The sequence below is a fragment of the Algiphilus sp. genome, from assembly GCF_023145115.1.
Classification (GTDB): domain Bacteria; phylum Pseudomonadota; class Gammaproteobacteria; order Nevskiales; family Nevskiaceae; genus Algiphilus.
This window is the reverse complement of the sequence record NZ_JAGLEJ010000030.1, coordinates 25,166-37,704: the sequence shown is the minus strand read 5'-3', so window position 1 is coordinate 37,704 and position 12,539 is coordinate 25,166. Positions and strand designations below refer to the sequence as shown.

The following is a 12,539-nucleotide window of genomic DNA, read 5'->3' as shown; positions in this document are numbered from 1 at the left end:
GGATGTCCGTCCGCGGCGACCCCGGAGCGCGCCGCCAGTCGCCGGGACTCCGGCCCGCCCCGCGGGCGGGCCGGAGCGCCTTCTGCGGGGCGCGCTCTTTTGGCTACTTTTCTGTCGCGCAACAGAAAAGTAGCCCGCGCCGGTCGAGTGCCAACACTCGGCAGCGCCGAGCTCCCGAGGCGAGGAACCCGAGAGCACAAACGGGTCAACGAGGAACCCCCAAGCGCCGAGCTGCCAGCAAGAACGGGGCAGCACCCGACCTACCCCACCCGCACCTTCCGCCTGGCCCGCCGCGCCATCATGTTCAACCCCTCGACCAGCGCCGAGAACGCCATGGCGGCGTAGATGTAGCCCTTCGGCACGTGCACGCCGAAGCCGTCGGCGATCAGCGTGGTACCGATGAGCAGCAGGAAGCCGAGCGCGAGCATGACCACGGTCGGGTTGCGCTCGATGAAGTTCGCCAGCGGATCGGCTGCCAGCAGCATGACGGTTACGGCTGTGACCACCGCGATCACCATGATGGGGATGTGATCGGTCATGCCGACGGCGGTGATGATGCTGTCGACGGAGAACACCAGGTCGAGCACCAGGATCTGTGCGATGGCGGTGCCGACGCTGTTGATGGCGGCGTCGGCGCCGTGTTCCTCGGCCGGCGCGGGATCGACGTGGTGATGGATCTCGCGCGTGGCCTTGGCGACCAGGAACAGGCCGCCGGCGATCAGGATGAGGTCGCGCCACGAGAAGCCGTGGCCGAAGACGCTGAACAGCGGCGTAGTGAGCTGGACGATGTAGGCCACCGTGCCGAGCAGCGCCAGGCGCAGGATCAGTGCCATGCCGATGCCCAGGCGGCGCGCGCCGGCGCGCCGATCCTCGGGCAGCTTGTTGGTGAGGATGGAGATGAAGATGAGGTTGTCGATACCGAGCACGACCTCCATCACCACCAGGGTCGCGAGCGCGATCCAGGCTTCGGGACTGGTCAGCAGGGCAACGAGATAGTCGAGCATGGCCGTGGGCGCGATGGGTCGGGAATGCGCACTCTACGCAGCCGCGCCCGCATGCGCAGCGCGGACGTCATGGACGCCCGCGCTGCATCCGGTCGCGCTACCAGGCGTACTGGTAGCCCACGGTCAGCACGCTGTCGGTCTCGAGCTGCGGACCGTTGAGGTCCTGGTGCACCGGCACCATGTACTCGACGGCCATGCGATGGCCGGCGAGCGCGCCGCGCGTCCCGAGCAGATTCACGCCGATGCCCGCATCGACGCGATCGCCGCCCTGGAAGTCGGGATTGGCGGTCTGCACCGGCGCACGGATCTCGCTGTCGATGCCGTCGATGCGCGCGCGGGTGGAGGCCTCCGCGCGCACCGAAGTGCTGATCCACGGCGCCCACAGATAGCTGCCCCAGGCGCTGAGCACGTGCTCGTCTCCGCGGCTGTAGCCCTCGTCGTTGCGGCCCAGCTGCAACGTTCCGGCGTACTGTGCGCCCCAGCCGACGGCGCCCGTGCCGTGCCGCCAGGTCAGTCCCGGCGTGAGCGCGAAGGTGCCGCTTCCGGTCTGCATGGGATAGGGCAGGCGCAGTTCCGGGCGGGTGTCCATCGGCGACAGCACGGTGTCGGTATCGTCGACATCGCCGGTGGGCAGGCGCACGCCGAGCTTGCCGACGAGCTGCCCGTCGGCCCACTGCCGGACGCGGAACAGCGCCGACAGACCGACATCGCCGATGCCCGAGCTGGTGGTCTCGAAGCGGCCGAGCCGCTCGGTCCCCATGCCGCCGGCGAAGGTGACGTGAGTCATGTCGCTCGACAGCACCGGCACCATCGCCATCAGGGTGGTCCGGTCCGTGGGCGCGACCATGGCGCCGAGCATGTGCATCTCCATGGTCATCTCCAGCGGCACCACGCGCAGGGTCGGCGGCTGCATGGGCTGGCCGGCGAAGCGGTTGGGCACGTTCTGGACGATGAACTCGGGTGACACGCGCTCGGTGCCGATGCGGTTGCCCGCCATGGCCATCCGCATGTAGCGGTACGAGACCATGAACTCACCGGACTCGTGGACGTGCTCGCCCATGACGCCGATGGGTGCGTGACTGTCGGCGCGGGGCGCGCCATGGCCCGCATCGGCGTGAACGATGCCGACGGGAAACAGCAGCAGCGCGCACAGCGCGCGCCGCGAACAGCGATTGATTCGCATGGGTATTCTCTTTGCAGAAGGAGCGTTGCGCCGGTAAACCCGGCGTGCGGTCGTACGGCCGGCATAGCGCCGGCCGGCGCGCTCACACCGGTGGCGCGCGTGCCCCCGGGAGCCCGGCGGGACGGGCCGGCCGCGCGCCGTTGCCGGCCACAACCGGCGGCACGGCGGCGATCGCGCCGGCCAGCCCGAGCGGCGGCCTGGCGAAGGGCGGCGCGCTCGGGCCACTGCATCCGCCGCATGCCGGGCAGATGTAGCCGGTCCCCTCCGCCGCCTGCCCGTCAGCCGGGACCAGCTCTGGCGGCAGCAGCGTCGCGAGCCGGTCGGCGAAGGCTTCGCTGCCGGTGCCGCAGATCAGGGCGGAGAGCGGGCCATCACTCTGCGACGCCATCAGCTGCGCATGGGCGACCGGCAGCAGCAGATGGCACAGCAGCGCGAAGAACGCGAGCGCACTGCGCATGCCGATGGTGCCGGTACGAAGCCTCATGCCGCGATTATGCCCGTGCCCCGCGCTCAGCGGCCCGGCGCATCGTCGCCATCGACGAGCGCATGGATGATGGGACAGGAGGCGGCGCTGCCGCTGCCGTCGCAGCACTCGACCAGATCGGCCAGCGCTTCCCGCATGCGGCCGAGATCCCGCAGACGCGCATCGATGATCGCGAGCTTGTCGGCGGCCAGCGCACGCACCTCGGCGGACGGGCCGGCGACGTCGGCCAGCGTCAGCAGGCGGCGCACTTCGTCGAGCGTAAAGCCGAGCTGCTTGGCGCGCTGAATGAAGCGCAGGCGCGCCACCGCGTCGTCCGAATAGAGCCGGTAGCCGCTCGCGCTGCGCTCGGGCTCGGGAAGCAGCCCCTCGCGCTCGTAGAAGCGGATGGTCTCGACGCCCACGCCGCTGGCTGTTGCGATCCTGCCGATGGTGCGCATGCGCCCCTCTCAGCCCGACACGGTCGGCAGATCGTAACCCGCCGGCGGCTCGGCGCCGGGGGCCTCGATCAGCCGCCGGGTAAGCAGCGTGCCGTCCAGCCGATACAGATCGATGAGCGCCTGGCGGTAGGCGATGAAGGCCTGGGCGCGGTCCAGTTGTGCCTGCAGCAGGTCGCGCTGCACCTGCGCCACCAGCAGCGCCGTCGAGCGCCCGACCTCGAAGCGCGCCTGCTCGGCCTCCAGGGCCTGCTCCTGCAGCGCCAGCGTGGCGGCGGTCGCCTCGATCTGCGCAGCGCTGCGCTCGACCTCCAGCACGGCGTTGCGGACCTCGGACTGCACCAGCTGGTCGAGGTTGCGCAGGCTCTCCTCCGCCTGCAGGCGCTGCGCACCGGCGCGCACATCGCGGGCCCGCGCCGCCCGGTTGCCGAAGGGATACTCGAACTCCAGCGCCGCCGACAGGTTGTAGTTCTCGCGCTCCTCGACGTTCGACCAGGCCTCCCCGAAGCTGTCGGAGAAGCCGGTCTGACCGAGCGTGATGAACAGATCGAGACGCGGCAGCAGACCGTTGCGCGTGGCGACCACCTCGAGCTCGTTGGTGACCAGCTGCATGCGCGCCTCGTTGAGCTCGGCGCGGCGCGCCCGGGCGAGCGCCACGTGCGCGGCCACGTCGGGGACCGGATCGGTCTCGAGCTCGGGCGCGCTGGTGGCATCCACCGTGCGTTCCCATACCGGCTGTCCCGGCGGGCTCAGGCGGGCAAGCAGCTCGGACTGGAGCCGGCGGGCCTCGGCGCGGCCGTCGATGAGATCCTGCCGGCGACGCGCGGCCTCGGCACGCACCGCGGCGAGCTCGGTCCGGGGCAGCGCCCCCACCTCGATGCGCGTGGCAGTGGCCTGCGCCTCGCGCTCGGCGAGATCGAGCGACGCCTCGAGGATGCGGATGCGCTCGCGCGCACCGACATAGTCCCAGTACAGGCGCTCGACCTCGGCGACCAGCGCCGACGCGAAGCCGCGCAGCTGATAGGCCGAGGCAGCGACATCGCTGCGTGCCTGGCGCAGCGCCACCAGGTTGGTGCGCATGCCGGCACCGCGCAGCAGCGCCTGGGTGACGGTCAGCCCGAGCTCGGCGTCGGCCTGGGTCGGCGAACGGTTGGACTCGGACAGCTGCTGCGACAGGCTGAGCTCGAGCTCGGTGCCGGTGGGCAGCACCTGCCGTGCGCCCACCGCGTAGCTTTCGCGGTCGCTCTCGATCTCCAGCGTCTCGTTGGTGTTGTCGAACTGCTGCTGGGTCAGCGCGCGGCTGCGCGTCACGTTGGCGAACAGCGTCGGGTCGAAGCGCGCGCGCTCGACCGCCTCGAAGGTGCCGGCGACGATCGGGTTCCGGCGCTCGGAGGCGAGCTCCGGATTGTGCTCCAGGACCAGCGCCACGGCCTCCTCCACCGACAGCGACAGCGCACCGCGCTCCGGCACGCTGACCGTCTGCGCGGGCGTCACCGCATTGTCGGGCGCGGTCGCGCCGGTGGCGCCGACGAACAGGCCGAGCAGGGCGAGGGATCGCGACACGAAGGGCAGTGCATTCATGGACATGGGCACGAAACGGTCAGGAAGTCGCCCGTCGGGCCGGCCAGGCGCCGTGGAAGCCGGCATAGACGACCGGAATGATGACCAGCGTGATCAGGGTCGACGACAGCAGCCCGCCGATGACGGCACGCGCCAGCGGGGCCTGAGAGTCGGCACCCTCGCCGATGCCGATGGCCAGCGGCAGCAGCGCCAGCATGGTGGTGGCTGCGGTCATGAGGATCGGGCGGAGGCGCCGGCGCCCGGCCTCGCGTACTGCCTCCAGCGCGCTGCTGCCCTGGCGCTGCAGCAGGTTGGCCTGATCGACGATGAGGATGGCGTTGTTGACCACGATACCGATGAGCATCAGGCAGCCGACCAGCGACTGCGCATTGAGGGTGGTGCCGGTGAGCAGAAGCATGATCACGACGCCGATCAGTGCCATCGGCACCGTCACCATGACGATGACCGGATCGCGCAGCGATTCGTAGAGGCAGGCCATGACCATGTACACCAGCAGCAGCGCCAGCACGACGTTGACCGCCATGGTACGGAAGGTGGCGGCCTGCTCCTCGTACTCGCCGGTGAGGGCGATGTCGTAGTTGCTCGGCAGCGGGATGCTGTCCAGCGCGGCCTGCACGTCGGCGACCACCGAACCGAGATCGCGACCGGCGATGTTGACGAAGACGACGTTGCGGCGTTGCTGGTCCTGGCGCTGGATCTCCGGCGGCCCGCTGCTCGCCTCCAAGGCGGCGACCGCGCCCAGCGGCACCGTACCGCCGTCGCGCGCCGGCACCGGCACCGGCAGGTCGAGGATGCGCTCGGGCGCGATGGTGCGGTTGTCGGCCAGCTTGAGGACGATGCGCACCTCGTCGCCCTGGTCGAGGAAGTAGCCGGCGGTGGCGCCGGCGATGGCGGTCTCCACGGTAGTACCCACCGCTTCCACGGAGACGCCCAGGTCGGCCGCACGCTCGCGGTCGATGGCGATCAGCCGCTGCGGCTCGCCGCCGGTACGCGGCAGGCGCAGATCGGTGATCCCGGGCACGCCGGCCAGCGCGGTCTCGACCTGCGCGGTCAGGCGGTCCAGCGTGTCGAAATCGTAGCCTCGCACTTCCACCGACAGCGCCTCGCCCTCGCTGAGGTCGCGGCGCAGCCAGCGCATGTAGAAGGGCTCGTTGACGCGCACGCGCACGGTGGTGTCGGGCAGGCCGACGATGGCCTCGCGCAGCGCCGCCGCGACCTCGGCGCTGGTGCGTGCGCGTTTGCCCGCCGGCGGCAGCTCGATCTCGATGTCGGCCTCGGTCCCGCTCTCGGACTCCACGCTGGTCACCATGGAAAGGCGCTCGGGCACGAGCTCACGGATGATCGCCTCCGCCCGCTGCGTCTGCGCGTCCATGATGTCGAGGGTGGTGCCCAGCGGCATCTCCAGATCGACGCGCACCTGCCCTTCGTCGCTGGCCGGCATGAACTCGGTGCCGATGAGGGGCAGCGCGGCCGCGGCCAGCGCAAAGAGCCCCCCGGCCATGGCGATCACCGTGCGCGGCCGGCGCAGCGCGCCGTCGAGCAGCCCTCGGTAGCGGGCCTGCAGCCGCTCGTAGCGCACCGACAGCGCCGCCGTCGGCCGCGCCAGCCGCGACGAGGCCGCCAAGCCGCTCCGCGCGGGCACGTAGCGCGCCGTGAGCATGGGCACCAGCGTCAGCGCCATGAGCAGCGCGCACGCCAACGCGAAGGCCACCACCACTGCCAGCTCGCGGAACAGCTGCCCGGTGAGCTCGCGCGCGAACAGCATGGGAATGAAGATGGCGAGCGTGGTCAGCGTGCTGGCGACGATGGCCGCACCCACCTCGGCGCCGCCGCGCACGGCCGAATCGTCGAGCGCCTCGCCGGCTTCGTGGCGGCGGCGCATGATGTTCTCGAGCACGACGATGGCCGAGTCCACCATCAGTCCCACGCCCAGCGCCAGGCCGCCGAGCGTCATCAGATTGATGGTGTAGCCGGCGAAGTAGATCAGCGCGAAGGTGCTGATCAGGGATACCGGAATGGCCGTGGCGATGACCAGCGTCGCGCGCGGATTGCCCAGGAAGAGCAGCAGCACCAGTACCGCGAGCACGCTGCCGTAGAGCAGCGAGCGCGCGACGTTGGCGATGGCGCGCTCGATGAAGCCCGCGCTCTCGAAGAAGGGCGCGATCGCGACCTGCGGGAACTCGCGATTGAGCACCGCGACCTCGGCCCGCACGCGCTCGGATACCTCCACGGTGTTGGCGCCGGACTGCTTGCGCACCGCCATGCGCACACCCGGCTCGCCGTTGATGCGGATGCGGCGCGTGTCGCGCATCTGTGTATCCGCCAGAGTCGCGATGTCGGCAACGCGGATGACCGAGCCGGCGCGCTCCGCCACCACGGTGGCGCCGAGTTCCTCGAGACTCCCGATGCGCCCCGGCGTGCGCAGCCGGATCTCGCGCCCGGCCAGCTCGATGGAGCCCGCCGGCAGATTGCGGTTGGCCGCCTGCAGCGCATCGCGCACCTCGATCAGCGACAGGCCCAGTGCCTCCACCTGCGCGATGTCGAGATTGACCTGGATCTCGCGCTCGGGCCCGCCCCACACCTCGGCCGAGGCCACCCCGGGCACCTGCTGGACGCGGTAGAGGATGCGGTTGTCGATGAGCCTGCGCAGCGCGACCGGGTCGATGGGACTGGCGATGCCCAGCACCATGATCGGCGTATCCGAACTGTCGAACTTGCGCAGCCGCGGCCGCCCGGCATCCTCGGGCAGCTCGTCGACCTCGCTGAAGAGGCGGTCGCGCACGTCGTTGGCGGCGGCGTCGACATCGGTGCCCCAGGCGAACTGCAGGGTGACCTCGCTCTCGCCCTCCTTCGACTCCGAGCGCATCTCCTCCAGCCCCGGCGTCGATGCCACCGCTTCCTCGACCACGCGCGTGACCAGCTCCTCCATGGTCTGCGGCGAGGCGTTGCGGTACTCGACCTGGATGTTCATCGCCGGCGTCTCGACGTCCGGCAGCAGGTCGACCGGAATGCGCGCCAGCGCGATCAGCCCCAGCAGCACCGCGATCAGGACCACCATCACGGTGGTCACCGGCCGCGATACCGCCGCGCGCGGCAGATTCACGATGCGTCCGCGCCGGAGGGCATGACACCGGCTCCGTCGCGGAGCTGATCCTGGCCGAGCACGACCACCGACCGCGGTGCCGGCCCTTCCGGCACCAGCGCCGCCTCGCCGCCGGCCTCGAGCAGCACCTCCACCGGCACGAAGCGGGCACGCTCGCCGTCCACCGTGAACACGCCGCGCTGTCCGCCGCGCTCGACCAGCGCGCGCACCGGGACGATCGCGGACGCCTCGACGCTGCGGGCACGCAGCGCCACCTGCACGTACATGCCGGGCGCCAGCGCTCCGTCGGCGTTGGGCACCCGCAGCTCCACGCGGGCCTGCCGCGAGGCCGGATCGAAGCGCGGCGCGATGCGCACCACCTCCGCATCGACGCTGCGTCCGGCGAGCGCCGGTGCGTGGATCGCCGCGCCCTGTCCGATCTCGAGCGAACCGAACACCGCCTGCGGCACCTGGATGACGGCCTTGAGCGCGTCGGTGGCGAGCACGCTGAGCAGCGGCGTGTTCGCCGCGACGGTGTCACCGGCATCCACCAGCCGCTCGCCGACCACGCGCGCGCCCCCCGCCTCGCTCCAGTCGGCGGAGATGCGGGTGTAGCCCAGGCGCAGCTCGGCGGCCTGCAGCGCGGCGCGGGCGCGCGCGATCTCGGCTTCGGCGACTGCCAGCGCGGCCGACTGCGCGGCCACCTCGGCATCGACATCCTCGAGTTCGGCCACCGCCGCGATGCCGTCGCCTTCCAGTCGGCGGATGCGCTCCTGGCGACGCTCGGCGAGGCGCAGCGCGCTGCGCGCCTCGTCGCGCCGCGCCTGTGCCACCTGCAGCTCGGCGCGGGCGCTGGCGACTTCCTGTCGCTGCTCGCCATCGTCGAGACGCACCAGCTCGGCGCCGCGCGCGACGCGATCGCCGATGTCGACCAGCACTGCCTCGACGCGCCCGGCGATCTTCGGTGCGACGGTGTAGGCGGCCACCGCCTCGAGACTGCCCGGGAAGCGGCGCATCTCGACCAGCGCTCCGGTCCGTGCCGGCGCGAGCTCGACCGCGACGGTCCGATCGGATGCGGTGTCTCCCGCCGGGTCGGCCGGCGACAGCATCCGCCAGGCCAGCAAGCCGAGCACCAGCAAAACGACGCCTGCGGCGAGCAAGCGCTTGCTCATCGAATTCTCCATGGACGGCCGGACCGGCTGCGAAAGCAGACCGCGCTCGGCGGCCGCGGTTCCCTGACGTGCCGCTATGGTGCCCGATTCAGGCCGGAACGCCCCTCGGCCGTAGAAGCTGCAGCGCGAAACGCTCGTCGCCGTCGGTCCAGCTCTGCGTCACGGCAAGACCGGCGCGGGCGGCCATGTCGGCGAATCCCTGATGCGAGTACTTGCAACTGTACTCCACCAGAACGCCCTCGCCGGCACCGAAGTCGAAGCGGCGCCCGGCGACCGAGACCCGCTGGTCGGCATCGCTCACGATGTGGGTCTCGATGCGGCCGGCCAGGGCGTTGTAGCGCGCGCGGTGATGGAAGCGCGCCGGATCGAAGTCGGCATCGAGTTCGCGGTTCATGCGCGCCAGCAGGTTGAGCGTGAAGGCGGCGGTCACGCCGGCGGCATCGTTGTACGCCGCCTCGACCGTCGCGCGATCCTTCTGCAGATCGATGCCGACCAGCGCGGCACCCGCGTCGCCGATCTCGCCGCGCATCACCGTGAGCAGCGCCACGGCGTCGTCGGTCGCGAAGTTGCCCAGTGTCGAGCCCGGGAAGAAGACCAGCACGCTCGCCGGCTCGCGCGCGGCGACCGGCAGGCGCAGCGGCCTGGTGAAGTCGGCGCACAGCGGCAGCATCTCGACATCGGGGAAGCGCACGGCGAGATCGGCAACGCTCTCGTCGAGCGCGCTGGCCGAAATCTCCACCGGCACGTAGGCGACCGGATCGTCGAGCGCGTCCAGCAGCAGGCGGGTCTTGATGCCGCTGCCGCTGCCGTACTCGAGAACCAGCGGACGCGACCCCACGGCCGCGGCGATGGCGTGGCGGTGATCGTCCAGGATCGCCAGCTCGGTGCGGGTCGGGTAGTACTCCGGCTGCTCGCAGATGGCCTCGAACAGCTCGGAACCGCGTGCGTCGTAGAGATACTTCGACGGAATGCGCTTGACCGGCTGCGACAGCCCGCGCACGACGTCGCCGGCGAAGTCGTCGGCGACCGCGGACTCGGTCGCGATCGCCGCGTCGCCGCCGCTCACAGGTCCCTCGCCAGGCGGAGGCCGGTGAACTGCCAGCGATCGGGCGGCGCAAAGAAGTTGCGATAGCTGGCGCGGATGTGATCGGCCGGGGTCGCGACCGAGCCGCCGCGCAGCACGAACTGTCCGCACATGAACTTGCCGTTGTACTCGCCGAGGGCGCCGGGCAGCGGCCGGTAGCCGGGGTAGCTCAGATAGGGGCTGCCGGTCCACTCCCAGACATCGCCCCACAGCTGCAGCGGTCCGTCGCCGGGTACGGCGGGCCGCGGCTGCAGGGCGCCGCTGTCGGCCAGGTTGCCGCGCACCGGCTGCGGCGCGGCCAGGCACTCCCATTCGGCCTCGGTCGGCAGGCGCATCCCGGCCCAGCGCGCGAAGGCGTCGGCCTCGTAGTAGCTGATGTGCGTCACCGGCGCGCGCGGGTCCAGCTCGCGCCGCCCGCCGAGCGTGAATGCGCTCTGCAGATCGTCGGCCCAGTACAGCGGATGCTTCCAGCCCTGCGCGCACACCGTGTCCCAGCCGTCGGACAGCCACAGCGTCGAGGTCTCGTAGCCGCCATCGGCGATGAAGTCGCGGAACTCGCCGTTGGTCACCGGACGGTTGGCGATGGCGTGCGGCTGCAGCAGGGTGCGGTGACGCGGCGTCTCGCAGTCGAACGCGAAGCCGTGTCCGTCGTGGCCGATCTCGTGGATGCCGGCGGCGCCCTCGATGAAGGTCATCGGTACCGCCGCGGGCACCGGTGCGGGCGCGATATCCCGGTAGGCCGGCTCGAGCGGATTCCGGGCGAGCAGATGCTTGATGTCGGTCAGGATCAGCTCCTGGTGCTGCTGCTCGTGATGCAGCCCCAGCGTGACGCGGGCCCGGGTGTCGTCGTCCTCGCGCTGCGCGATGAGATCGGCCATGCGGCTGTCGACGACGGCGCGGTATTCGCGCACCTGCGCCAGCGAGGGGCGGGTCAGCAGGCCGCGGTGCGGACGGGCGTGCATCGGCCCGACCGACTGGTAGTAGGAGTTGAATAGGAAGTGCCAGTCCGCGTTCACCGGCGCGTAGTCGGCATCGCGACCGAGCAGGAACTGCTCGAAGAACCAGGTGGTGTGCGCCAGATGCCACTTGGTGGGGCTGGCCTCCGGCATGGACTGGACACAGGCGTCCTCCTCGGACAGCGGCGCTGCGAGATCCAGTGTCCGCTGCCGCACGCGCTGGTAGGCGGCCAGCAGCTCGTCGGTGGTGCGGGGCGCAAGCGCCACCGCGGTCTCGTTCTCCATGCCCGATGCGCGTCGTCGCGCTCGTTCTGATGTGGGACGAGGATACGATAAGCACGATGACACGCGTCACCGTTGCCCGGCCGCCGTCCACTGCGGCGCCGCGACGGGCCGCGGCACGAGCCAGGAGCCACGCCATGCCCGCAGCATCCGCATCGCCATTCGCGCTGCCCGACGACATCATCTACCTCAATGCCGCGGCCAGCGGCCCGCGCCTGCACGCGGTGAACGCGGCCGCCCACGATGCCGTCGACCAGAGCGCGCGCTCGTGGGCCTTCGACATCGAGGCGTGGTTCGACCACATCGAGGCCCTGCGCGCGCTCGCCGCCGACACCCTCGGCACCGAGCCGGCGGGCCTCGCCTTCGTGCCCGCGGCCAGCTACGGCATCGCGGTGGCGGCGCGCAATCTGCCGCTGGGAGCCGACCGCACGGCCGTCCTGCTGGCCGGCGAATACCCCTCCAACCGCAACGCGTGGATGGTGGCGGCAGAGCGCGACGGCGGCGCCTGCATCGACGCCGCCCCGGAGGCCGGCGAGACCTGGACCGACGCGGTGCTGCGCAGCATCGACGACCGTACCGCGGTGGTCTGCGTGCCGCCGGTGTACTGGACCGACGGCGCGCCGCTGGATCTGCACGCCATCGCCCGCGCCGCGCGCGACCGGGGCGCGGCGCTGGTGGTGGATGCCAGCCAGTCGCTGGGCGCGCTGCCCTTCGACTTCGACGGCATCGCGCCGGACTTCGTGGCCAGCGCCGGTCACAAGTGGCTGCTCGGGGCGCTCGGCTTCGGCTGGCTGTGGGCGGCACCGCACTGGCGCGCGCACGGCAGCCCCATCGAGGAGACCTGGCTGGCGCGCGAATACCGCGAGAGCTTCGGCACCGCCTCGCCCGAGCCGCTGCCGCCCTACCGCCCGGGTGCGTCGCGCTTCGACGCCGGCGCCTTCGCGCGGCCGGTGGACGTGGCGATGGCGACGGCCGCCATGCAGCAGCTGTCGGACTGGACCGTGCCCGGCATCCGCGACCGGCTCGCCGCGCTCACCGGCCATCTCGGCGAGCGCCTGTCCGCGCACGGCATGGCGGCGCTGATGCCGGCCGACCACGCCGCGCACATGTGCACGCTGCGCCCGCCCGCGGAGCGCCTCGACGCGGTCGCCGCGGCGGTCGCCGACGCCGGCATCGTGTTCTCGCGCCGCGGCGGTGGCCTGCGCATCGCGCCGCACCTGAACGTGGACCGCGCGCAGCTCGACCGGCTGGTCGACGTGCTGCGCGCGGCCCTCTGA

The 12,539-nt window shown here is 71.5% G+C and carries 10 protein-coding genes; 1 reads left to right on the top strand and 9 read right to left on the bottom strand.

The features are described from left to right. Positions 1–260: 260 nt before the first annotated feature. From KAH28_RS09925 to egtB, 9 genes are all read right to left on the bottom strand, one after another. Entirely contained in the window at positions 261–1,004 is a 744-nt protein-coding gene (locus KAH28_RS09925) for a TerC family protein (protein ID WP_290576154.1), read from the bottom strand. Between the two features lie 97 nt (positions 1,005–1,101). Further along, a complete protein-coding gene (locus KAH28_RS09920; RefSeq protein WP_290576152.1) occupies positions 1,102–2,187 on the bottom strand; it encodes a hypothetical protein in 1,086 nt (361 codons plus the stop codon). 82 nt (positions 2,188–2,269) lie between these two features. Beyond that, positions 2,270–2,671, bottom strand: a complete 402-nt coding sequence (locus KAH28_RS09915) for a hypothetical protein (RefSeq protein ID WP_290576150.1) — start codon at positions 2,669–2,671, stop codon at positions 2,270–2,272. Positions 2,672–2,697: 26 nt separating this feature from the next. Next, a complete protein-coding gene (locus KAH28_RS09910; RefSeq protein WP_290576149.1) occupies positions 2,698–3,108 on the bottom strand; it encodes a MerR family transcriptional regulator in 411 nt (136 codons plus the stop codon). Positions 3,109–3,117: 9 nt separating this feature from the next. Next, complete coding sequence (locus KAH28_RS09905) at positions 3,118–4,692, bottom strand: TolC family protein (RefSeq protein ID WP_290576147.1); 1,575 nt, start codon at positions 4,690–4,692, stop codon at positions 3,118–3,120. Positions 4,693–4,705: 13 nt separating this feature from the next. After that, on the bottom strand, positions 4,706–7,789 hold the full coding sequence (locus tag KAH28_RS09900) for an efflux RND transporter permease subunit (RefSeq protein WP_290576145.1): 3,084 nt from the start codon (positions 7,787–7,789) through the stop codon (positions 4,706–4,708). After that, entirely contained in the window at positions 7,786–8,940 is a 1,155-nt protein-coding gene (locus KAH28_RS09895; RefSeq protein WP_290576143.1) for an efflux RND transporter periplasmic adaptor subunit, read from the bottom strand. Before KAH28_RS09895 ends, KAH28_RS09900 begins: the two co-directional genes overlap by 4 nt. Positions 8,941–9,028: 88 nt before the next feature. Beyond that, entirely contained in the window at positions 9,029–10,006 is a 978-nt protein-coding gene (egtD, locus tag KAH28_RS09890; RefSeq protein WP_290576141.1) for an L-histidine N(alpha)-methyltransferase, read from the bottom strand. Then, positions 10,003–11,265: an ergothioneine biosynthesis protein EgtB gene (egtB, locus tag KAH28_RS09885; RefSeq protein ID WP_290576139.1), complete on the bottom strand. Its 1,263-nt coding sequence runs from the start codon at positions 11,263–11,265 to the stop codon at positions 10,003–10,005. The genes egtD and egtB overlap by 4 nt, the downstream gene beginning before the upstream one ends. Before the next feature lie 134 nt (positions 11,266–11,399). On the opposite strand from egtB, the gene KAH28_RS09880 reads away from it, so the two are divergent. Beyond that, positions 11,400–12,539 (top strand): aminotransferase class V-fold PLP-dependent enzyme, encoded by a 1,140-nt coding sequence (locus KAH28_RS09880; RefSeq protein WP_290576137.1) that lies wholly within the window; start codon positions 11,400–11,402, stop codon positions 12,537–12,539.